This window comes from Bradyrhizobium sp. CCBAU 25338, from assembly GCF_028128965.1.
Classification (GTDB): domain Bacteria; phylum Pseudomonadota; class Alphaproteobacteria; order Rhizobiales; family Xanthobacteraceae; genus Bradyrhizobium; species Bradyrhizobium liaoningense.
The window spans coordinates 346,562-369,163 of record NZ_LFKY01000043.1; the positions used below are offsets into that span (position 1 = coordinate 346,562).

General features: G+C 65.6%; 23 protein-coding genes. 15 read left to right on the top strand and 8 right to left on the bottom strand.

Annotated elements, in window-relative coordinates:
• Positions 1–59: 59 nt before the first annotated feature.
• The 3 genes from ACM42_RS35285 to ACM42_RS35295 are packed head-to-tail and all read left to right on the top strand — an operon-like array spanning position 60 to position 4,207.
• Positions 60–2,885: a PAS domain S-box protein gene (locus ACM42_RS35285; RefSeq protein ID WP_271532911.1), complete on the top strand. Its 2,826-nt coding sequence runs from the start codon at positions 60–62 to the stop codon at positions 2,883–2,885.
• 58 nt (positions 2,886–2,943) lie between these two features.
• A complete protein-coding gene (locus tag ACM42_RS35290; protein WP_271532913.1) occupies positions 2,944–3,939 on the top strand; it encodes a P1 family peptidase in 996 nt (331 codons plus the stop codon).
• Between the two features lie 55 nt (positions 3,940–3,994).
• Positions 3,995–4,207 (top strand): KTSC domain-containing protein, encoded by a 213-nt coding sequence (locus tag ACM42_RS35295; protein ID WP_271532915.1) that lies wholly within the window; start codon positions 3,995–3,997, stop codon positions 4,205–4,207.
• A 13-nt stretch (positions 4,208–4,220) separates the two neighbouring features.
• Here ACM42_RS35295 and ACM42_RS35300 read toward each other — a convergent pair whose 3' ends face one another.
• Positions 4,221–5,006, bottom strand: a complete 786-nt coding sequence (locus tag ACM42_RS35300) for an EF-hand domain-containing protein (protein WP_271532918.1) — start codon at positions 5,004–5,006, stop codon at positions 4,221–4,223.
• Positions 5,007–5,256: 250 nt separating this feature from the next.
• Here ACM42_RS35300 and rpe point away from each other — a divergent pair, with 250 nt between their 5' ends.
• From rpe to ACM42_RS35325, 5 genes are all read left to right on the top strand, one after another.
• On the top strand, positions 5,257–5,958 hold the full coding sequence (gene rpe, locus ACM42_RS35305) for a ribulose-phosphate 3-epimerase (protein ID WP_271532919.1): 702 nt from the start codon (positions 5,257–5,259) through the stop codon (positions 5,956–5,958).
• Between the two features lie 85 nt (positions 5,959–6,043).
• A complete protein-coding gene (locus ACM42_RS35310; RefSeq protein ID WP_271532921.1) occupies positions 6,044–6,568 on the top strand; it encodes a hypothetical protein in 525 nt (174 codons plus the stop codon).
• Positions 6,569–6,699: 131 nt separating this feature from the next.
• A complete protein-coding gene (locus tag ACM42_RS35315) occupies positions 6,700–6,834 on the top strand; it encodes a hypothetical protein (RefSeq protein WP_271532923.1) in 135 nt (44 codons plus the stop codon).
• Positions 6,835–6,838: 4 nt separating this feature from the next.
• A complete protein-coding gene (locus ACM42_RS35320; RefSeq protein ID WP_271532925.1) occupies positions 6,839–7,018 on the top strand; it encodes a hypothetical protein in 180 nt (59 codons plus the stop codon).
• 25 nt (positions 7,019–7,043) lie between these two features.
• On the top strand, positions 7,044–7,226 hold the full coding sequence (locus tag ACM42_RS35325) for a hypothetical protein (protein WP_131871275.1): 183 nt from the start codon (positions 7,044–7,046) through the stop codon (positions 7,224–7,226).
• A 26-nt stretch (positions 7,227–7,252) separates the two neighbouring features.
• Here the strand turns inward: ACM42_RS35325 and ACM42_RS35330 are convergent, their stop codons facing one another.
• The 5 genes from ACM42_RS35330 to ACM42_RS35350 form a co-directional block, all read right to left on the bottom strand.
• Positions 7,253–8,692, bottom strand: a complete 1,440-nt coding sequence (locus tag ACM42_RS35330; protein WP_271532929.1) for a serine/threonine protein kinase — start codon at positions 8,690–8,692, stop codon at positions 7,253–7,255.
• 5 nt (positions 8,693–8,697) lie between these two features.
• Positions 8,698–9,438, bottom strand: coding sequence for a metallophosphoesterase family protein (locus ACM42_RS35335; protein ID WP_271532931.1), 741 nt, complete (start codon positions 9,436–9,438; stop codon positions 8,698–8,700).
• A gap of 117 nt (positions 9,439–9,555) precedes the next feature.
• Positions 9,556–10,161, bottom strand: a complete 606-nt coding sequence (locus ACM42_RS35340) for a hypothetical protein (RefSeq protein WP_271532933.1) — start codon at positions 10,159–10,161, stop codon at positions 9,556–9,558.
• The gene (locus ACM42_RS35345) at positions 10,154–10,825 is read right to left on the bottom strand and encodes a hypothetical protein (RefSeq protein WP_271532935.1); all 672 of its coding nucleotides are present in this window, start codon (positions 10,823–10,825) and stop codon (positions 10,154–10,156) included. The genes ACM42_RS35340 and ACM42_RS35345 overlap by 8 nt, the downstream gene beginning before the upstream one ends.
• Positions 10,822–11,592 carry a MotA/TolQ/ExbB proton channel family protein gene (locus ACM42_RS35350; protein WP_271532937.1) on the bottom strand — a complete coding sequence of 257 codons (771 nt, stop codon included), beginning with the start codon at positions 11,590–11,592 and terminating at the stop codon, positions 10,822–10,824. The genes ACM42_RS35345 and ACM42_RS35350 overlap by 4 nt, the downstream gene beginning before the upstream one ends.
• A 199-nt stretch (positions 11,593–11,791) precedes the next feature.
• Here ACM42_RS35350 and ACM42_RS35355 point away from each other — a divergent pair, with 199 nt between their 5' ends.
• The 3 genes from ACM42_RS35355 to ACM42_RS35365 all read left to right on the top strand — a co-directional run bounded on the left by ACM42_RS35355 (position 11,792) and on the right by ACM42_RS35365 (position 14,236).
• Positions 11,792–13,159, top strand: coding sequence for a sensor histidine kinase (locus tag ACM42_RS35355; RefSeq protein WP_271532939.1), 1,368 nt, complete (start codon positions 11,792–11,794; stop codon positions 13,157–13,159).
• Between the two features lie 7 nt (positions 13,160–13,166).
• A complete protein-coding gene (locus ACM42_RS35360) occupies positions 13,167–13,820 on the top strand; it encodes a response regulator (RefSeq protein ID WP_271532941.1) in 654 nt (217 codons plus the stop codon).
• Positions 13,821–13,930: 110 nt separating this feature from the next.
• Positions 13,931–14,236, top strand: a complete 306-nt coding sequence (locus ACM42_RS35365) for a hypothetical protein (RefSeq protein WP_271532943.1) — start codon at positions 13,931–13,933, stop codon at positions 14,234–14,236.
• A gap of 135 nt (positions 14,237–14,371) precedes the next feature.
• Here ACM42_RS35365 and ACM42_RS35370 read toward each other — a convergent pair whose 3' ends face one another.
• On the bottom strand, positions 14,372–14,959 hold the full coding sequence (locus tag ACM42_RS35370) for a TetR family transcriptional regulator (protein WP_271532945.1): 588 nt from the start codon (positions 14,957–14,959) through the stop codon (positions 14,372–14,374).
• Between the two features lie 585 nt (positions 14,960–15,544).
• On the opposite strand from ACM42_RS35370, the gene purB reads away from it, so the two are divergent.
• Entirely contained in the window at positions 15,545–16,852 is a 1,308-nt protein-coding gene (gene purB, locus ACM42_RS35375; RefSeq protein ID WP_271532947.1) for an adenylosuccinate lyase, read from the top strand.
• A gap of 114 nt (positions 16,853–16,966) precedes the next feature.
• Positions 16,967–18,139, top strand: coding sequence for a M20 aminoacylase family protein (locus ACM42_RS35380; protein WP_271532949.1), 1,173 nt, complete (start codon positions 16,967–16,969; stop codon positions 18,137–18,139).
• Positions 18,140–18,260: 121 nt separating this feature from the next.
• Here the strand turns inward: ACM42_RS35380 and ACM42_RS35385 are convergent, their stop codons facing one another.
• A complete protein-coding gene (locus ACM42_RS35385; protein WP_271532951.1) occupies positions 18,261–20,168 on the bottom strand; it encodes an acyl-CoA synthetase in 1,908 nt (635 codons plus the stop codon).
• 229 nt (positions 20,169–20,397) lie between these two features.
• Here ACM42_RS35385 and ACM42_RS35390 point away from each other — a divergent pair, with 229 nt between their 5' ends.
• Entirely contained in the window at positions 20,398–21,480 is a 1,083-nt protein-coding gene (locus ACM42_RS35390) for a SecDF P1 head subdomain-containing protein (protein ID WP_271532953.1), read from the top strand.
• Positions 21,481–21,732: 252 nt separating this feature from the next.
• Entirely contained in the window at positions 21,733–22,539 is an 807-nt protein-coding gene (locus tag ACM42_RS35395; RefSeq protein ID WP_028181837.1) for a Crp/Fnr family transcriptional regulator, read from the top strand.
• The last annotated feature ends 63 nt before the right edge of the window (positions 22,540–22,602 follow it).

Consider the following 22,602-nt stretch of genomic DNA (forward strand, 5'->3'; position numbering starts at 1 on the left):
CGATCCGCGCCCAGAACCGCTACCATGAACGGACTGCCGGCCGAATGAGACGTGCGGAGATGCTCAAACCCGACCAGCTCAAGACCAACCCGCGAGAGGTGGATGTGCCTGCGACGGTCGACCGGAGCACATTTCTCTCGACCCTGCCGGCCACTTCGGCCGACCGCACCGCAGCGTCGACCATCGTCGGCGTGTCCTCGCTCCTGTTCGCAGCGGCCGTGCCCTTCGCGGGTACCCCGCTCCTGCCGGTGCCGGCCTTCGTCGCGAGTTATCAATCGGCGCTCGCCGTGAGCGACATCGTCACGGCGGTGCTGCTGCTGTCGCAGTTTGCGATCTTGCGGACCCGCGCGCTGCTGTGGCTCGCGACCGGCTATCTCTTCACCGCCGCGGCGGCGCTGGTTCATGCCCTCACCTTCCCCGGACTGTTCGCACCCGCCGGGCTCTTCGGCGCGGGCCGGCAGACCACGGTCTGGCTCTACATGATCTGGCACGCTATCTTTCCGCTGTGCGTGATGGGTTATGCCTGGCTGAAGGAAAAGGACGGTGGCCCCCGGATCCGCGGCGCGGCAAGCCGGGCGATTTACGCCAGCGTGCTCGGCGTCATCGCAGCGATAGCGGTCTTCACCTGGATCGTGACCGCGCAACACGATCTGCTGCCGGTCCTGTTGCGCGACGGCCGGTACACGCCAACCATGATCGGAGTCGTGTCCTTCGTGTGGTCGCTGAGCTTTGCCGCACTGGTCTCGCTCTGGTTCCGCAAGCCGCATACGGTGATCGACGTCTGGCTCATGGTGGTCATGTGCGCCTGGCTGTTCGACATCGCGCTGTCGGCGATCGTCAACGTCGCGCGCTTCGATCTCGGCTTCTATGCCGGACGGCTCTACGGCCTCGCTGCGGCGACCTTCGTGCTCGCAGTGCTTCTCATCGAGAATGTCCGCCTCCAGGCCCATACGGTGGGCCTCGTCGGCAGGCTGCGCCAGCAATCGGCCTCGGAACGCGACTATTACGGCAAGCGCCTCGCGCTGTACGGCGCAGTCGTCGAGTCGTCCAACGATGCCATCATCACGAAATCGCTCGATGGCATCATCACCGGCTGGAACAAGGCCGCCGAACATCTTTTCGGCTATTCCGCTGCCGAGGCCATCGGCAAGCCGATCGACATCATCGTGCCGCCGGATCTCAAGGGCGAGGTCAGGAGCATCCTCAACCGGATCGCTAGCAATGAGTCGATCGCCCAGCTCGAGACGATCCGGATCCGGAAAGACGGCCGCCCGCTCGACGTCGTCCTCAACGTTACACCGCTGCGGACCGATGAGGGAGAGATCATCGGCGCCTCCAAGATCGCCCACGACATTACCGAAGAGAAGCAGTCGAGAGAGAAGCTGCGCCGGGAGACCGAAGAACGCCAGCGCATCTTCGAGACGTCGCAGGACCTGATCCTGGTCACCGACGGCTATGGCAATTTCGTCCAGGTCAGCCCGAGCGTGAAGAACATTCTCGGCTACAACCCCGAGGACATGGTCGGGCACAGCGCGACCGAGTTCATCCATCCCGACGATCTCGAGAGGACGCGAAACGAGATGCGCGCAGCCCGTCGCGGCGCGGTCAAGCGCGGCTTCGAGGCGCGCTACTACCATTACGACGGTCACGAGGTCACGCTGAACTGGATGGGCAGCTGGTCCGAGCCGGTGAAGCGCCATTACTTCATCGGCCGCGACCTCACCGACAAGCAGGCCGCCGAAGCCCAGCTCAGGCAGATCCAGAAGATGGATTCGATCGGGCAGTTGACCGGCGGCGTCGCCCACGACTTCAACAACGTGCTGACCGTCATCACGGGCACGATCGGCATTCTCGGCGATGCGGTCGCCGACCGGCCCGAGCTTGCCGCCATCACCAAGCTGATCGACGATGCCGCCGAGCGCGGCGCGCAGCTGACCAGGCATCTGCTCGCCTTCGCCCGCAAGCAGCCGCTCCAGCCGCGCGAGATCGACGTCAATGCGCTGGCGCTCGAAGCCGCCAAGCTGCTGCATCCGACGCTCGGCGAGCAGATCACCATCATGCCGCAGCTCACCGAGGATGCCTGGCCGACGCTGGTCGACCCCGGCCAGCTGTCCACCGCGATCCTCAATCTCGCGCTGAATGCGCGCGACGCCATGCCCGATGGCGGCACCCTGGTGCTGGAGACCCGCAACATCTTCCTCGACGACGGCTATGCCAGCATGAACCCCGACGTCGCTGCCGGCAATTATGTGATGATTGCGGTCAGCGACACCGGCAGCGGGATCCCGGCGGAGCTGATCGACCGGGTGTTCGATCCCTTCTTCACCACCAAGGAGGTCGGCAAGGGCACCGGCCTCGGCCTGAGCATGGTGTTCGGCTTCGTCAAGCAGTCGGGCGGCCACATCAAGATCTACAGCGAGGAAGGCCACGGCACGAGCGTGAAGATCTATCTGCCGCGCTCGAGCGGGGTGCAGGAGACCGAGTTCGAGGCGCTCCAGAACGCGCCCATCGCCGGCGGCGACGAGAAGATCCTGATCGTCGAGGACGATGCGCTGGTGCGGCAGTATGTCGTGACGCAGGTCAAGAGCCTCGGCTATACCGCGCTCGAGGCTGCCAACGGCGCCGAGGCGCTCAATATCATCGACAGCGACGAGACCATCGACCTGCTCTTCACCGACATCATCATGCCCGGCAACATGAACGGCCGCCAGCTTGCCGACGAAGCGGCCCGGCGCCGCCCCGACCTGAGGACGTTGTTCACCTCGGGCTACACCGAAAATGCCATCGTCCATCATGGCCGGCTCGATTCCGGCGTGCTGCTGCTGGTCAAGCCCTACCGCAAGTCCGAGCTCGCCAAGATGCTCAGGACCGCGCTCGCCGGTTGAGCCTGCGGCATCGCTGCGCTATCGCAGATCGCGAAATGCTCTCAACGACGAGGCCGTCTTGAAAAACCTTCTCACCGATATCGCCGGCGTCCGGGTCGGCCATGCCGAGAATACGGAAGTGGCCTCCGGCACGACCGCCATCATTTTCGACCAGCCGGCCGTCGCGGCGATCGACGTCCGCGGCGGCGGACCAGGTACGCGCGAGGCCTCGCTGCTCGACGTCGCCAATACCGTCGAGCGGATCGATGCGATCGCGCTCTCCGGCGGCTCCGCCTTCGGCCTCGATGCCGGCGGCGGCGTGCAGGCCTGGCTCGCCGAACAGGGCCGCGGATTCAGGGTCCGGGAGGCCGTGGTCCCGCTCGTTCCGGGCGCGATCGTGTTCGACCTGCTCAACGGCGGCGACAAGGCCTGGGGCCGCTTCTCGCCCTATCGCGATCTCGGCTATGCCGCCGCCGCCTCCGCCGGCACCGACTTCGCGCTCGGCAGCGTCGGTGCGGGCCTGGGTGCGACCACCGCCACTTTCAAGGGCGGGATCGGCTCGGCGTCGGCCGTCACGGCGAACGGCGTCAGGGTCGCCGCGATCATGGTGGTGAACGCGGTCGGCAGCGTCACCGTCGGCAACGGTCCCTGGTTCTGGGCCGCGCCGTTCGAGGAAAACGGCGAGTTCGGCGGACGGGGTCTGCCGCCGGCGTTCACGCCCGACATGCTGGCGATGCGCATCAAGGGCGGGCCGGCCGCGAGCGAGCGTGAGAACACCACGATCGGCCTCGTCGTCACCGACGCGATTCTGAGCAAGGCGCAGGCCAAGCGGCTCGCGATGATCGCGCAGACCGGATTTGCCCGCGCGATCTATCCGGTGCACGCCCCGCTCGACGGCGACGTGCTGTTCGCCGCGGCCACTTGCGAGAAGCCGATCGAGCCGCTGGTGGAGCTCACCGAGCTCGGCATGGTCGCCGCCAACGTGGTCGCACGCGCGATCGCAAGCGGCGTGTACAGCGCGACCGCGCTGCCGTTCCCCGGTGCACTGCCGGCGTGGAAGGACAAGTTCGGCTAGGCGAGAAACGAAACCGCGGACACGGCGTTGTCCCGGCGGACCGAGGTGTTCCGCCATGCCGTCGTCCGTGATCCGCTTCTTTCGATATGCGCCAGGCACGCGCGGGCTGAAGGTGACTTTCGTCAGCGGAAGGATCTACCTCTACGAGGACGTTCCGCCCGAGGCCGCCGCTGCATTCAGTCAAGCGCGCTCAAAAGGGACGTTCTTCAATCGCGAGATCCGCGACCGTTATGTCTATCGTGACATCACGCACGAATATGCGGGTTAGCGTTGGGGCGCGCTTACACGCTCATCGACATTGATGAAGCCGACCCCGCCGAAGCCTGCGCCTGACGCTGCATCATTTGCCCGAACCAGTCATAAGGCGAATTGCCGCCGCCGTTGGCATTCGAACTGCTGGAGGCGCCAGGCACGTTGGTCGACATCTTGAAGCCGTCGGCATAGGTGACGGTGGTGGTGGTCGAGCCATCGGCATTGGTCGTCGTGGTCGACGTCGAGCCGCCGCCGGATTGCGACGAGGAGTCCGAACCACCGCCCGAGCCGCCGGCGCCCTGCGCGTGATCGCCGTGGCCGCCCCGCAGCGCCTTCGTCATCTCTCCGAGATTGATGTCGCCATCCGCATTCGCGTCCATCTTCGAGAACACCTCGTCGGCCTTGGCCAGATTGGTGCCGCCCGCGCCGAGGGCGTCCTCGAACTCGGACTTGGTGATCTTGCCGTCACCGTCGCCATCGATCTGCGAGAACAGGTCCTTCAGCGCATCCTCGGGACTCCTCGATGTCGAAGACGCCGACCCAGTCGAGGATGAGCTGGTCGCGCCGCTCGTGTCCGTCGACTGGCTCTGCGCCGCGAACAGCGCGTTCATCGTCTCCGGCGAGATCTGCGGATATCTGCCCGAATTGACCGACGAGGTGGCGCCGCTGGTCGTGCTGCTGCCGCTGTCGATCGCGAACGGATTGGTCGCGCCTTGCGTCGATCCCGTCTTCTGCGTCGATGAGGACGATTTCGAGTTCGTCAGCGACTGGATCGCGCCGAGCGCACTCGATACCGCACCAAGGGCTAACAACATTGCACAACTCCAACCGATGCGGCATGCCGCGGCCAATGTTCCGGGCTGACGTCAGCAAGCGTCGTGCCATCGTGAAAAGCTCAATGAAATCCGCCTCCGCCGCGCTTGGCACCGCCGGGGAACACCGGCAATTCGTGCCGGCCGCGGCAGAAATTTCCGCCCACAGGAAGCACGGCTTCCCTGCATTGCCCGCCAAGGAGGCCCATGTTAGGCGAGGCCATCTTTCACGGCCGCCACGGGAAAACGCGCCATGACCCAAGCCTTCGCCCCCCGCCCCCTGGCCATCGCGCCCTCGATCCTGGCCTCGGACTTCTCCAAGCTCGGCGAGGAGGTGCGCGCGGTGGATGCCGCCGGCGCCGACTGGATCCATCTCGACGTGATGGACGGGCACTTCGTTCCGAACATCTCCTACGGTCCTGATATCATCAAGGCGATGCGTCCCCACACGCAGAAGATCTTCGACGCGCATCTGATGATCTCGCCCTGCGACCCCTATCTCGAGGCTTTCGCGAAAGCCGGCTGCGACCACATCACCGTGCATGCGGAGGCAGGTCCCCACCTGCACCGCTCGCTGCAGGCGATCCGCGCGCTCGGCAAGAAGGCGGGCGTCTCGCTCAATCCGGCGACGCCGATCAGCGCGCTCGAATACGTCCTCGACCTCGTCGACCTCGTGCTGGTGATGTCGGTCAATCCCGGCTTCGGCGGCCAGGCTTTCATCCCCTCGGCGATCGGCAAGATCCGCGACATCCGCGCGATGACGGCGGGCCGTCCGATCGACATCGAGGTCGACGGCGGCGTCGGCCCCGACGTTGCCGGCGCGCTCGCGGCGGCCGGCGCCAACGCCTTCGTCGCCGGCACTTCCGTGTTCAGGGGCGGCACGCAGGACGCCTACAAGGCCAACATCGCCGCGATCCGCAACGCCGCGCTGGGAGCCCGCGGCGAGGCCATCTGACCTCCATTCGCGCGCCGAACCGGCCTTATGGCCGCAGCGACCAATGGGAATGGATGAGATCCGTGCCACTCCCTTCCTGGCAGGCTTGCGGCGCCTGCTCGCCGAGACCTTGCAGGACGGTGAGCAGGTGGTCTGGCAGGACCAGCCCGACGGCGTTGCCCGGATGATCATGTGGCGATTTCTGTGGTGGATGGGATTCCCCTGGCTATTACTGACCGCCGTCGCCGTCAGGAACGATTGGATCGACCAAGCGGCCCAACCTCTCATGATGCTCGGAGTTGCGATGGTTGCGGCTCCGCTGGTGATGCTGCTGCACGACCTGCAGACGCTCTATGTGATCACCGATCGCCGCGCGCTGATCCTGCGAACGGCCTGGGGCAGACGGACCGTCAGCCAGACGCCGTTCCGGGCGATGGACATTGCGTTCGAAATCCTCGACATCGGCGGCGGCGCCGGCCACCTCAACTTCGCATCAGGGCGATCGACCCGTTCGCCCGATACCGACTACACCGGCCGCTACGGGTTTCGCTGTGTTCGAAACGCTCCGCGCATCCGGGATATCCTCGAGGGCGCACGCGCCGGAAAAGTGCGGCGGTCGCCCGCGCAATAAACTGGAGCGCCTCCAGGCGCTGCAGTGGGCAATTGCTGAAAATTGCAACCTCGTTCCGTACTCCTCCGGACTTCCCTGATTCGCGCAAATCACTGCTAGTGGTTCCTGCCTGTTTTTCACGGGAGCACATCATGACGACGACCCTGGTCTGGACTGGCGTGGCGTTGTGGCTTGGTTTCAGTGCGTTTGTTCTGTTCGGCCCTTCGACCGGACCGGTGCAGGTCCCGGCACGTTCGGCGCGCGGCGTCCGTCGCAACCGGATCTGACGCCGTGCAATTCGCGCTCGTGAAGCGCCAGCCGAAGCGCAGGTGCCGTATCCCGCGTCGTCCGCATCCGGGCCTCGACTACTTCTTCGGTCGGCTCGAACTCGCCGAAGGCGAGATGCGGGACGATCCGGGAGAGGAAACGTCGGACCTGGACTACCCGCTCCGGTCACCGAACCGGCATTGAAGATTCTGGATTGGACTCGATACTGATGAAGCCGCATTGCCCGAACTGCCTGAAGGAAATGACCAAGGCGTCCGCGTCGCGTAACCTGTTCAGTTGCGAGCCTTGCCGCGAGATCATCCAGTATTTTGGCGGCGGCGCGGATCACGGCGAACCCGGCCCGGAATTCTCCTGGCCCATCCGCCGCAAGCGCTCCGCCCACGCGGCCTGATCCAAACCCGCAAGACGCCAGGCGGGCTATCCCGCCCTGTCGCCGGCATCTGAGCCGCCGCCATTGCCAGCCAGCCGCTGCGGCCGCACCACGGTGACGGTGCAGCTCGCTTCCGCGGCCACCTTGGCCGAGACACTGCCGAGCAGCATGCGCCTGAACGAGCTCTGCCGTGCGCCGATGATGACGTGGTCGACTTGGTTGGCCTCGGCGAATTCCAGGATCGCGGCGGCGGGATCGACCGACTCCAGCACATGAGCCGACAGCCGGCTCTCATCCAGCTTGAGCGGCGTCGCCCAATGCCTGAGCGCGACCAGGCGGTCGATATGCTTGTTGGAGCCCTGCTCGTCCAGCGTCCGGTCGATCGCAATCCGGCTCAGCTTGAGCACGTTGACGCAGGCGAGCCGCGCCGACGGCAAGGTGGCGAGGATGCGCTCGGTGGTCACGCGCAGCGCCTCGTTCAGCTCCGGTGCGCCCTCCACTGTGTCGAGCGCGACAGCCAGGATCGGGCTCGAAGCGATCTGGGCCGCGACATCCGATTTCGCGCGCGGCGCCATGGCGCCAAGATTGAAACGACGCCGCCAGGCGACGCTGAGGGGATCACGTTTCACCCGCTCCGAGCGCGCGGTGAGCTTGACCTGGTCCGGATAGGCGAGATCGAAGGCGAGCTGGGACGCCGTCGGGTAGCGCCACACCGGCTCGATCTCGAGACACCGCAACACCACCTCCTGAAGCCACGGCGGATAATCCGCGCGGATCTTGCGCGGCGGATGCGGGTCGCGCCAGAGCCGGCGCCGCATCGCGCGCAGCGTCTCGCCCTCGCCGAACGGCCGCTCGCCGGTCGTGAAGAAATACAGCAGTACGCCGAGCGAGAACAGGTCGCTGCGCGGATCGTCGCGCACCCCTGACAGCCGCTCGGGTGCCATGTAGGGCGCGGTGCCGTAAGGCAGGCGGAATTCCTCCTGCAGGAGGTCCGGCAGGTGGTTGTGATGCGACAGCCCGTAGTCGATCAGCACCGCCTCGCCGGAATCGCGGAACATGATGCTGCTCGGCTTGATATCGTGATGGATGACGTTCTGCCGGTGTAAATCAGCAAGCGCAGTCGCGATCTTGGCGACGAGCTGCCGCGCCTCGTCATAAGGCAGCGGCAGGTCAGGGAGCCGCTTGTAGAGCGTGGCGCCTGGGATGCGCTCGATCACGACATAGGCCTGGTGGGCGAAATCGCCGGTGCCGAAGCAGGCCGGCACGTGCGGACCCGCGAGCCGCGGCAGGATCATCATCTCCATCTCGAAGGAGACGATCGCGGCGGGGTCCTCGCCCTCCGACACCCGCGGGATCTTCATCAGCAAGGGCACGTCGATGCCCGGATGGGTGACGCTCCACAGCGTCGCCATGCCGCCGGCATGCACGCATTCACCGATGGTGTAACCGTCGATCTCCGCGCCTGACTTGACAAGGGGTTTCGGCATCGCGGTCAGCGCCCCTGCGACAGCCTGTCGGCCAGCCAGGGCGGCAGTCCGTTGTCGCGTATCCTGCTTGCCGCGGTCGCGACGTCATAGGGTGCGCGGCAATAGGTGATCTGGCATGAGACCGTGTCGAACAGCACGAAGGACGCCGAGGGATCGCCGTCGCGAGGCTGGCCGACCGAACCGAGCACGGCGAGCCATTGCCGTCCGCGCAGGAGCTGCACGGGGACGTCGGTCTTTGGCACGAAGCTCGTCATCTTGGCCGTCACCGACATCGAATAGAGCGCGGGGCGATGGATGTGGCCGCAGAACGTGACATGGGCGGGCGTCGCGATCAGGCTCTTGGCGGCGTCCACCGTCGAGCGGACATAGTGCCAGCGCTGGGGATGAGAGGCCTCAGAGTGCACGAACAGGCGGTCGCTGTCCTCTACCAGCATCGGCAATTCAGCCAGGAAACGCCGTTGCGCGGTGTCGAGCCGGCCGCGGGTCCATTCGATCGCGATCTGCGCCTCGGCGTTCATGGTCTCGGCCGAGGAATTGACCGCCTGGTCATGATTGCCGCGCACGGCGACGGCGCCCTGCGCAACGAGCTCCATCGCGGTATCCACCACCCATTCCGGATCGGCGCCATAACCGACGAAATCGCCGAGCAAGACGAAGCGCTCCGCGCCCTTCGCACGGGCGATCTTCAGGCAAGCCTCAAACGCCTGCCGGTTGCCGTGGATATCCGAGAAGACAGCTAGCAGCACGCACCCTCCACCCCTCGAACTCATATTGAAAGCCGATAAGGCCAAATTGAGGGAGATCAAGACCATGCGCCAGCGACGCGCCGTTTACCAGCGTGCCTCGCGCTGCCGGTGAAGAGCCTATTGCTCGTCCTTGGGCGGCATCCGGGGCGGCGGCAGCGGGGTGAACACGGCGCCCTGCGCACCGGCCGGCGGCGCGTTGAATTCGCCCGTCGATGAATCGCCGCCGCTGGTCTCGAGGATCGTCTTCGGCGTTACATATTCCCTGACCATGTCGATCAGGCTGCCGTCGCCGCCGCCGAAATCCGCGGCGCGTCCGCCTTGAGGATGACCGGCCGCGATCTCGTTCTGCGCTGCATGGGTCTTGTCGGCCAGCCTGTCGTCGTACGGCACCCGGAAGGCCCGGGGGATGCCGCTCGGGCGATTGTCCTCGTCAAGCGCCTCGACCCACAGATAGATCGAGCCGGGATCGCCCTCCAGCGAATGCGGCTCGACGATGCGGGCCTGGAGCAGCTTGAAGGCGGCAGGCATCCTGTCGGAGCTGGCCCAACCGAGCAGTCCCCGCATTTCGGTGAAGCTGACGACATAGAAGGCGCTGGTGACGACCACGGCGACAGCCTTCAGCGACCAGTGCAGCCGCGCATAGACCAGCACCACCAGCAGCAGCGCGCCGATCACGGCATAGGCGACCGAGAGGCTGAGGATGACCGTCTGCAGACTACTCACGGCGCATCCTCACGCCGGTCTTGGGATCGATATCGGCTCCGTTGGCGCGCACGTTGCGGAACGTCTCCATCAGCGATTTCGGCCGCTGGTCGACATTGATGACCTTGCCCTCGGCATCGAGCCGAAACCGCACCGCGGTCTTCTCGTCGCCGGTATGGTTGAGTGCGAGCTTGTTGTCGAAGATCACCTGCGCTGTCGGATTGAGCTTCTGCACCTTCACGCTCGCTGTCACAGGCTCGCCTGTCGTTGCCTGGAAATGCGAGATGTTGACGGTGTATTCGCCGGCGACGATGCCGCGCACGGTGACGATCTCCTCGCGGATGGGCGAGGCGATCTTCTTGCCGTTGACGATGATGAAGTCATTGGCTCCGCCGCGATCGTCGCGGTCGAGCGTGAGGAAACCGGCCTCGCGGTGGCGATACCAGGCGATGTTGCCGGCCGGATCCTGCACGAAGAGGTCGAGATCGTCCGGATGATTGTCCGGCCAGTCCATCGTGATGATGAACTCAGCCTTGGAGTCGATCTTGCCTTCCTTGGCGTCCGGCGAGACAGCGAGCAGCGCCAGGAAGAACAGGAACGCGATCACCTGGAGCGCCTTGAACAGCATCACGCCCAGGGGATCGAACGGCTCCTCGCGCGGATAGAGACCGAAATCATCCATCATGACGGCGCACCGGAACCTTTGCGCTCCAGCACCGGCGTCACATAGGTCTCCGTCAGCAGCACCGCATCCGAGAACACCCGCTGGGTCGCGGCGTCGAGCATGTAGTACTGGATGCGGACCAGGATCGAGCCGACGAGGCCGGCCAGTGTGGTGTACATCGCGACCGCCATGCCGTCGCTCATCAAGCCCATCGAGGAGCGCATCGCGACCTTGTCGGCGGCATCCAGCCCCGCGATCGGCGCCAGCATGATGATGAAGCCGATGATGGTGCCGAGCAGGCCGAGCTTCATCAGCGTGTCGGAGACGAAAGCACCGAAGCCGTTGGAGCCGCGCAACCGATCGGCGAGATTTCGCAACAGCAGCGTCTGGTCGACCGGCCGGTAGTCCTGCGCCGCGGCTTTCGTCACCAGGCTCTGGATGTGGTCGCGCACGAGGCCGCGCGGCAGCACCGCCGCGCTCGCATCCAGCGCCTTGCTGCCGTCCGGCGCCGCCAGCACCGCCCGGCAGCGCCGCGCCGCCGCGCCTTCACGCGCAATCGCCCGCGTGCGCAGGAAGCAATGGCCGCAGGTGAGGACATAAAGCAGCGCGATCACGCTGGAAATGTAGGTCCGGTCCGAGGTCAGCATCAGGTGGATCAGGCCGAAGCGCCACAGCAGCACGACGGCGAAGATCGAGAGCCCGGTGAAGATCATCCAGAACAGGAGCGCACTGCGCTCGGACGGGTCGGTCGCAGTCCCCGCGATCGGTCCAATCGTGATCGAACTCATGCTGCACCGCTCCTGGATTGCAGGCACTGGCCTGCAGCGTGTCCCCACCGAATAGATCAAAGCCGCCGTTTCAGGTCCAAAGACCCATGCCCAATCCGGCTTGGGAAATTTGCCCGAGCTGCAATCCGGCCCATCCCTGCAATTGGCAAGACGCGGCGGCGTTGTTAGGCTGACCTTACCAAACGTCGGGGGTGATCGCATGCGCCTCGTGCTTCAGCTTGTCGCCCGTCTGCTGCTCATCGTTGTGCTCTGCCTCGGAGCCGCGACCGTGTGGGCCACCTTCGACGCCTATCGCAGCGTCGATCGGGCGACCGCGGCGTCGGCGCAGCGCGTCGCGCAGGCGCTCCAGGCGCTGTATTGGCGCGAGCTCTTGTTGCGCAGCAGCAGAGCGCGCGAGCATCTCCTGCCGGTTCCGGACTGGCGCACGCTGGAGACGGTGAAGCTGATCTCGCCCGGCGTCTGCGTCGAGTTCCAGCCGGCCGTGGCATTCGAGAAGCCGCTCTGCGGCCAGAGCGAGGGGCTGGGCAAGGCGCCGCCGCGCTGGTTCGCCGCCATTGTGCCCACCTTCCTCGGCAGCCACGCCGAGGTCATCCGGCCCGTCAGCCCCCGCGCCGCTTCTGCCGGCACGGTGGTTGCGACGCCGGACGGCGCGGCGGCCGTCTCGCTGGCTTGGGAGTACATCCTCAATGTGATCGATGTCGCGCTGCTCATGGCGGCGGCAATTGCGCTGCTGGCCTCGCTCGCGATCGCACATGCGCTGGCGCCGGCGCGCACGATCGTGACCGCCTTGCAGCGCATGGCGCGCGGTCAATATCGCACGAAACTGCCGCGCTTCCGCTCGATGGAGCTGGCGATGATCGGCAGCGCCGTCGGCGCGCTCGGCAACCGGCTGGAGGAAGCCACCGAGCAGCGCGCCGCCCTGACGCGGCGCCTGATTGAAATCCGCGACGACGAGCGCCGCGCCCTCGCCCGCGAGCTGCACGACGAGTTCGGGCAGAATCTCTCCGCCATCCTCGCCTTCGCCAACACAATCGAAACAGCGAGCACGAAGGACAACAGCACGGGAATCGCTCAGGATGCGCGCATGATCTCGCAGGCCACCCATCATCTGATGGCCTCGCTCCGCGATGCACTGAAGCGTCTGCGCAATCCGCTGCCCGAGGAGCTCGGGCTCGAGGCAAGCCTCGTCAATCTCGTCGACAGCTGGCGCTCGCAGAGCGCGGCGCGGCCGACGATCCAGCTCGATCTCAGGGGTGACCTCACCGACATCAGCGGTTCGGCTGCCACCACGGCCTATCGCGTGGCACAGGAATGCCTGACCAACGCGCTGCGTCACGGCGTGGCGCGCGAGATCAGCCTGCGCGTCGAACGCCGTGCCGGCGAAGACGATGCGCTGCTGATCCGCGTCGAGGACGACGGCGGCGGCGACGCGGCCCGTGTCGCGCAGTCGGCCGGTTTCGGCCTGACCGGCATCCGCGAGCGCGTCACGGCAGCCGGCGGATCGCTGTCGATCCTGCCGGCGCGCGGCGGCCTCAGCGTTGCCGCCACCATCCCGCTCGCTGCGTGAGGCCGGGATGAGCGAGGTTGCAGCAACAGGCATCTCCGTGCTGCTGGTCGACGACCACCCGATCGTCCGGCAGGGCTATCGGCGCGTGCTGGAAAGCCAGGGCGATCTGCATGTCGTGGCGGAGGCCGACAACGCCGCGGACGCCTACAGCGCGTTCAAGGCGCATGACCCCGACGTCGTCGTGCTCGATATCTCGATGCCCGGCGCGAGCGGGCTGGAGGCGATCCGCAACATCCGCGCGCGCAGCCCGCGGGCGCGGATCCTCGTCTTCACTATGCACAACGAAGCCGTGCTGGTGAAGGCCGCCTTCGGCGCCGGAGCCTCCGGCTTCGTCACCAAGAGCAGCGAGCCGTCCGCGGTTGTGCACGCCATCCGCAGCGTGGCGCGCGGTGAGCGCGCCATGAGCGACGACATCGCGCATATTCTGGCCGAGGACAACCTGTCGCCGAGGGATTCGGCGCTGGACCAGCTGGGTGAGCGCGAGATCGAGATCCTGCGCCAATTCGCCGGCGGCGCCACCACCGAGCAGATCGCGACGCATCTCAATCTCAGCGTCAAGACGGTGCAGAACTATCACTATCTGATCAAGACCAAGACCGGCGCGCGTACGGATGCGCAACTGGTGCGGCTGGCCGCGACCTGTGGGCTGACGAGAATCTAGCAGCCGGGCTGCCGCACTGCCTTGTCCCTTGAAGCTTCTCAATCTGCTGAACGAAATTGGAACGGAGCCGATCCGGCTCCGGTTAGTACGCCAGAGAAGGAGTAAGGGTCATGAGTAAGGGTCACCGCAAAGCAGTCGACCATCCCCCGATCATCACAGTAGGCGAGCTCATCGACGAACTTTGCCGCCTGCCGGACACAGCCGTCATCCACTTTCGCTGCCCCATGTTCGATCAGGAGCTGACGTTCTACCGCCTTCGAAAGCGGTCAAAGGACGCCGTCGAGATCGCAGTCAATGTATACCCGCATAGCCCACCGGTCGTGCCATCCTCCGATCCTGCCTTCCACACGCGAAAACATTCGGCTTCCTCGCCCTCGCTTCGCGATGGCGCCGCTCTCCAAAAGGCGAAAGGTTGATTGGCCGCAGCCGGGATTGAATGGGACTTGCGGCCTTGAAGCATGATCCGGAAAGGTGCGCAGCGGTTCTCCGAAAAGATCATGCTTAAACAACAACCTAAAGCGGATGACGATTCATCCCGATCGCATCGCGCCTTAGGCCGTCCGCAGCCCGCGCAGCAGCAGAGCCAGCATCGCATCGACGCGCGCGGAGAGATCAGCGTCCTTCCACTCGTCGGCATGGGCCGGATGGTGGAAGCGGACGGTCGCATCGAAGATCGCGCGCGCGGTTGCCTTGACGTCGCCCACGGCGAATTCGCCCTGCTTCACGCCATCGGTCAGGATCGCGGCGATCTGGTCGATCATGGTGTCCTTGTGACATTTGACGGCCGCGCAGGCCTCGCGTGCCAGCGTCAGGTAGGTCTCGAACATCTCGGGATCGTCGAGCACACGCGAACGCTTGGCTGCGAACAGCGTGCGCAGCCAGCGGTCGAGCCTGTCGGGCGCCGGCCCCTGCTCATTGGCGACCGCCAGCAACGGCGCGTCGATGCGGTCCAGCCAGCGTTTGGCAACGGCCTCGCGCAGCGAGGCCTTGCTGGGGAAATGGCGATAGACGCTGCCGTGGCTCACATCAAGCGCACGGGCAACGTCGACCACGGTGGCCTTGGCAAGTCCGTAGCGCCTGAGCACGTCCTCGGTGACTTCGAGGATCCGCTCCGGCGTCAAGACAACGGCTTCATTCATGCCAGCACCATGTTCCCGTTTGGGGCTCAGTTACCCGGCAGTAGGGCTGCTTCCGAAGCGCCCTTGCCGGTCGTTCGGAAAGCCTATGCCTTAATGAGGCAGTTTTGCAGCCTGCGCCGCGATCTGGCGCGCCACCAGCAAATTGAGCCATTGCCCAATCACGCCGGTGAAGTTGAGGATTTCGGTCGTCATTGTCGTAAGTCTCCATTCGTCCGCGGTCCCCGTTCTTTGATCCGCCCTCCGATCCGAGCTTGTTTCGGATGTCGGGCTCCCCGGGGGTTATCGCGGGACGCCCAATTGGAGCGTCCGGAAACGGATATACACGTCTCGCTGACAGATTTCAATATCTGTCAGTCAATGATCCGTGATTGACCGCTGATTTCTGCGGCCGGGGGAGGCCCCCCTCCCGGAGACCCCGCTGCCAGCTGAACCTTGGTGCTGGCTGCCTGCTCGGCCCAATCATCCCCCGCTACCTTGCGCCGGCCGTTTGTTTAGGCCTCCCCGCTCTGCTAAATCACGGCGTAAAAAACATTTTGGCCGGCACAGCCCCCTTGGGCCGCCCGCCTACCTTGTTGGAGCCGTCAGATGATCCCCCGCTACACCCGCCCGGAAATGGCCTCGATCTGGGAGCCGCAGACCCGGTTCAAGATCTGGTTCGAGATCGAGGCGCATGCCGCGGACGCGCTCGCCGAGCTCGGAACCATCCCCAAGGAGGCCGCCAAAACGGTCTGGGCCAAGGCCAAGAACGCCACGTTCGACGTCGCCCGCATCGACGAGATCGAGCGCGAGACCAAGCACGACGTCATCGCCTTCCTCACCCACCTCGCCGAGATCGTCGGCCCCGAGGCGCGCTTCGTGCACCAGGGCATGACCTCCTCCGACGTGCTCGACACCTGCCTCAACGTCCAGCTCACCCGCGCCGCCGACTTGCTGCTTGCCGACCTCGACAAGGTGCTGGCCGCGCTCAAGAAGCGCGCGTTCGAGCACAAGATGACGCCGACCATCGGCCGCAGCCACGGTATCCACGCCGAGCCTGTCACCTTCGGCCTCAAGCTCGCCTATGCCTATGCCGAATTCACGCGCGCCAAGGAGCGCCTGATCGCGGCGCGCAAGGAGGTCGCGACCTGCGCCATCTCCGGCGCGGTCGGCACTTTCGCGCAGATCGATCCGCGCGTCGAAGAGCATGTCGCGAAAGCCATGGGGCTCGTGCCGGAGCCGATCTCGACGCAGGTGATCCCGCGCGACCGTCATGCCATGTATTTCTCGACGCTTGGCGTGATCGCATCCTCGATCGAGCGGATCGCCGTGGAGATCCGCCACATGCAGCGCACCGAGGTGCTGGAGGCCGAAGAGTTCTTCTCGGAGGGGCAGAAGGGCTCGTCCGCGATGCCGCACAAGCGCAACCCGGTGCTGTCGGAGAACCTCACCGGCCTCTCGCGCATGGTGCGGGCCTATGTGACGCCGGCCCTGGAGAACGTCGTGCTCTGGCACGAGCGCGACATCTCGCACTCCTCGGCCGAGCGGATGATGGGCCCCGACGCCACCGTGACGCTCGACTTCGCGCTGGTGCGCCTCGCCGGGCTGATCGACAAGCTGCTGGTCTACCCCGCCAACATGCAGAAGAACCTCGACCGCCTCGGCGGCCTCGTGCATTCGCAGCGCGTGCTGCTGGCGCTGACGCAGAAGGGCGCGAGCCGCGAGGACGCCTACAAGCTCGTGCAGCGCAACGCCATGCCGGTCTGGCGCGGCGAAGGCGACTTCCTCCAGCTCCTGAAGAAGGACACCGAGGTGAAGAAGTATCTCACCGACGCCGAGATCGAGGAACAGTTCGACCTCGGCTATCACCTCAAGCACGTCGACACGATCTTCAAGCGCGTGTTCGGCGAGAGCTGAGCGTCGCTTTCATAGCCCGGGTGAGCGCAGCGATACCCGGGAAATTTCTCCGAAAGATCCCGGATGGCGCTTCGCTCATCCGGGCTACAATCAATCAAAAACGGATCCCACCCCATGCCCATCGTCAACCGCGTTGCCGCCCTCTCCGACGAAATGGCCGCCTGGCGCCATGACTTCCACGAGAACCCCGAGTTGCTCTACGAAGTCCACCGCACCGCCGGCATCGTCGCGGACAAGCTTCGCGAGTTCGGCTGCGACGAGGTGGTGACGGGCGTCGGCCGCACCGGCGTGGTCGGCGTGATCCGCGGCCGCAAGTCGGCCTCCGGCAAGGCCATCGGCCTGCGCGCCGACATGGACGCGCTGCCGATCATGGAGACGTCGGGCGTGCCTTATGCCTCCAAGGTCCCCGGCAAGATGCACGCATGCGGGCATGACGGCCACACCGCCATGCTGCTGGGCGCCGCCAAATATCTCGCCGAGACGCGCAATTTCGACGGGACCGCGATCATGATCTTCCAACCCGCCGAGGAAGGCGGCGGCGGCGGCAAGGCGATGGTCGAGGACGGGCTGATGACGCGCTGGAACATCCAGGAGGTCTACGGCATGCACAACATGCCGGGCCTGCCCGAGGGTCATTTCGCAACCACGCCCGGCGCGATGCTCGCGTCCTCCGACAACATCCAGATCACCGTCCGCGGCAAGGGCGGACATGCCGGCGCAGGCCCGCACAAATCCGTCGACAGCGTGCTGATCGGCTCGCAGATCGTGGGCGCGCTGCAATCCATCGTCGCGCGCAACGTCGACCCGCTGAAGTCGGCGGTCATCTCGATCACGCAATTCCATTCCGGCACCGCCTTCAACATCATCCCGGAGGTCGCCGAGCTCGGCGGCACCGTGCGCACGCTCGACCCCGAGGTGCGCGATCTCGTCGAACGCCGCATCGGCGAAGTCGCCGACAGCATCGCCCGCGCCTATGGCGGCTCGGCCGAGACGAAGTACTCGCGGATGTATCCGGTGACGATGAACCATGCCCGCGAGGCCGGCCTTGCCGCCGAGGTCGCTCGCGACATCGTCGGCGCCGATCGCGTCAACGACAAGTTCGTCCCGATGATGGGTGCCGAGGATTTCTCGTTCATGCTGGAAGCACGACCCGGCGCAATGGTGCTTGTCGGCATGGGCGACGGCAACGAGTGCCACCACCCGGGTTACATCTTCAACGACAACATCCTCGGTCATGGCGCGTCGTTCTGGGCGCGCCTCGTCGAAACGCGGATGCCGGCGGGCTAAGACCGCAATCGCTGCGCTTGTAGCCCGGGTGAGCGATGCGACACCCGGGAAAGCCACACCGGGTAGTCCCATAGTCCCGGATATCGCTTCGCTCATCCGGGCTACGATTCAACGCAAGCGTCTACACCTGCACCACTTCGTGCCGCATCACGAACGGCGCGAGCAGCGTGTGCACTTCGCCAGCGATCATCTCGCGCTGGTCCGGCGGCAATCCCGTCAGCGTCACGGTTGCGATCGAGCCGTGGCTGCCATGGGCGCCGACCTTCACCTTGCAATCGATGCCGCGCTCGACCAGCGGCGCCAGCACCTTGGTGAACACGCGTTGCGCCGCGTCCCAGCGCAGCTGCGGCTTGAACACCTTTCCGACACCGGTCACCGGCATCGGATCGATCGGAATGACCTGCACCGGGACGGCCGCGCGCTCCGGGGTGCGCTCCCGCACCCACGCTTCCAGCTCGCCCGGCTCGACCTTGGCGCCCGGCTTCAGCTGAACGTAGCCCACCGGCAGCTCGCCGGCATAGGCATCGGGCTGGCCGACCACCGCGGCGAAGCCCACCGCGGGGTGGCGGAACATGATCTCCTCGATCGGCGCCGGATCGATGTTGTGGCCGCCACGGATCACGAGATCCTTGGCGCGGCCGGTGATCCAGAGATAGCCGTCGGCATCGAGCCGGCCGAGATCGCCGGAGTTGACCCAGACCTCGTCGACGAAAGCACCCTTGTTGTGCTCGTCATTGAGATAGCCGCCGAACACGCCGGGCCCGGCCATGATGACGACGCCGATCTCGTCGGTCGCGCAGTCGCGGATCAGGCGTCCCTCGGCATCGAGCTGCACGATGCGCACGCGCGCATAAGGCATGGGAAGGCCGACCGAGCCGAGCCGGATCGGCCGCGACGGATAGGCCAGCGTGTGCACGCTCGAGGTCTCGGTCATGCCGTAGACCTCGACCACCGGCAGCTTCAGCTTCTCCTGAATCGCCGAGCCGACCGCGACCGGAATCGCCGAGCCGCCACCTGCCGCATATTTCAGGCTCGATATATCCGCGTTGCCGGGCGGCACCGCGAGGGTGGCGGCAAGCACCGTCGGCACGCTCGACAGCGCTTCGGGCTTGAAGCGCTCGACCAGCTGCCAGATGTTCTTCACCGCATTCGGATTGCGCCAGCCGCTCGGCGACAGCACGACCAGCGAGCCCCCGCTCGACAGCGTCGTCAGCACCTGTGTCAGCGATCCACCGACATGAAACAGCGGCATGCCGAACAGCAGATTGGCGCCGGGCTTCCCCTTCAACAACAGATTGAGTGCCCAGGCCTGATAGACTTGGTTGGCATGGGTGTGCCGCACCAGCTTCGGCGTGCCGGTCGTGCCGCCGGTATGGAAATAAGCGGCGATGTCGCTGCCGGGAATCTGGCGGCCGCTGACGAGCCGGTCCGCCGGCTGCTGCTTGATCAGGTCGCTGAAGGCAAAAACCCCGTTCGCCGGATCGCCGCCGCCGAACACCTGCACGACGGCCTTCAGATGCTTGAGCTGCGGGCGGATCTGCTCGACCTTCTGCCAGATGTCGGTGCCCGGCATCGGTCCGAGCGCCACCAGGATCTTGGTGTTCGCGGCCTCCAGGATCTCGGCGATCTGGTGTGGCTCGAGCAGCGGGTTGACGGGATTGGCAATGCCGGCGGCCTCCGCACCGAACAGCGTGACGAAGGCATCGGGCACCAGCGGCAACATGAAGCTGATGACGTCGCCCTTCTCGGCGCCGAGCGCGTGAAACATGTTGGCGGCCTGCGTCACGCGCGCGATGAGACCGCGATAGGTGACGACCAGCGGTGTGTCAGCAGGATCAGCATTTTGCAGGAACTGGATCGCCGCCCCGTCGGGATTGCGCGCCGCACCTAGCCTGATCGCGTCATAGGTGCTCTCGGCCGCGACGCGGTCGGCGTAAGGGACCTGCTCGAACGCCCGGACCTCCTCGTCCGTCAAAAGATCCGGATAGTCGTTGCCGATGAACCGATCGAGCGCGTGGATGCCCGCCATGAAATTCCGTCCTCCCTCAGATGCATGTCCCCGCCCCCGTATCTTCTGACATCTTGGTTCGGCGAGGCCCCGGCCGATGGCCGGCCGAGCGCGGACAGAATGATGGATGATTGAACGTTCGTCCATTGCCTACCGGCTGCGGCACTTGAACCTCTGCGGCTGGTCCGGGGACCAAGAAACTGGCACTGAATTCGCGCGCCAGCGTCCTGCCGCAAGACTTGAGGTCATCATGACGACGCCCCTGCGGAATCGCATCACGCGGCTGATCGCCGCGTTCGCGACGGTATTCGCAATCGCTCTGCCCTCTGCCACTCTCGGCGCGGACACCCAGTTCGACAAGATGCGGGCCAAAATCGCAGCCTTCGTCGCCGACAAGATGGAGAAGCTGGGCGGGTCCCGCATCGTCTACAAGGTAGACACTGACGGCTTGCGGGCCGCGGCCGTCACGGATCTGCGCGACGATGTCTACAAGACCCTGCGCGAGGGCCGGATCGCTTTCTCCGGCCTTGTGATCCGCGACGGCGGCGTCGACGTGAAGATCGCGGACGCGAAGGGTCGCGAACACCTCACGCGCAAACTCGCGTCGTCGGCCGAGGGACTGCCGGCGCATGCGCTCACCGTGACTGATGGCGGAGATGGTCTGATCAGGCTTGCACCGACCGATGCCGCATTCGCCGAGCGGCTGCGCGACCTCGTCGAAGATTCCATCGCCATGATCGAGCAGCGCCTCAAGGACGCCGGCGTCAAGCTTGCCAGCGTTCAAGTCGATGGGACGGACCGCATCCGCATCTTCCTGCCCGGCGTGATGGAGCCCGAGCATGTCACCGCGATCTTCGCCAGGAAGGTCAAGGTCGGATTCCGCCTGATCGATCTCTCGATGTCCGCGGAGCAGGCGCAATCCGGCGCGCCTCCGGCAGGCACCGAAGTCCTGCTCGGCTTCAAGGACAGGCTTCCCTATCTCGTCGCCAGGGACAGCGCCCTCGAGGGCGACGACATCAGCTATGCCGGCCCGGGATTTACGAGCGGCACGAAGGAGCCGATCGCCTCGTTCCGCTTCAACGGCCGCGGCACGCGGCGCTTCGCCCACATCACCGCAGAGAACGTCGGGAAGCCCTTTGCCATCGTGCTCGACGACAAGGTGATCTCCGCTCCCGTGATCCGCGAGCCCATCACCGGCGGCTCGGGCCAGATCGCCGGCAACTTCACCCTGGAAGAGGCCAACAGCGTCGCGATGCTGCTGCGCGCCGGCTCGCTGCCAGGGCGCCTCGGCCTCGTCGAGCAGCAGGTCGTGCAGCCCGCCACCAAGCCTTAGGCGACAGGCGCGCCACGCCCGGGCCGCATCGGCATCCCGGCCGGTCCGCGACGCCGCAGCCCGCACGACACCCCGAATCACGGTCGCGCCGCGGCCAGGCGCGCAACCAACGGGCAATTGCCGAAACGCCCGATCACGCTAAAATTTGCCTCTTGCAGCATGACGGCCGGAAGCGTCATTCAAGCGGTCGTCATTCGATTTCGGCTATACGGGTGCCGACCAGGATTGAAGGCCTTACGCGAGGACCAGATCATGCCGTCCGGCAGCGCAGACATTTCGTCGATCCTCGACCGCATTCTCGATGCGGCAACCGACAACCTCAGGATCGCCAAGATCCTGGTCCAGATGGGCCTCGACCCGAACAACGTCACCTACGACGCGATCTTCAATCGGCTGCTGGAGATCTTTGTCCAGAACATCACGCTGGCCAATCTGTTCGCCGCGGTCGGCGCCGGATTCTTCGTCGCGACGCTCTTGATGCGGACGATGGTGCCGCTACGTGTCGCCAACATGATCGGCTGCGGGTTCTTCGCCGTCTTCGGCGCGCTCTCCGCCAACGTTGCGACGTTCCTCCTGTATCTCCTGCTGCTTCCGATCAACGCCCTGCGCCTGCGGCAGATGCTCAAGCTGGTCAAGAAGGCGCGCCATGCGGCCGAAGGCGACATGTCGATCGAATGGCTCAAGCCGTTCATGACCGAGCGCAAATATCGGCGCGGCGACACGCTGTTCAAGCTGCGCGATCCCGCGAAGGAGATGTTCCTCACGGTCACCGGCAAGTTCCTGGTCAAGGAGATCAACGTCGAGATCGGGCCGGGAGCGCTGATGGGCGAGCTCGGCTTCCTCACGCCGGACAACCGGCGCACGGGGACGGTCGAATGCATCGAAGACGGCCAGGTGCTGACGATCACCTATGACCGGCTGCTCGAGATCTACTTCCAGGACCCGCAGTTCGGCTACTATTTCCTGGTGCTGACCAGCCAGCGCCTCTTGCAAAACATCGATCGCCTGCAGAAGCAGCTGGCGGCGGAGCGTGCGGCGACGACGAACAGGATCGCATGACCGCCGCGCGGGACACGCGACGTCGGCCCTCCGTCCGGGACTTTGCGGGGCCCCGCCGCAAAA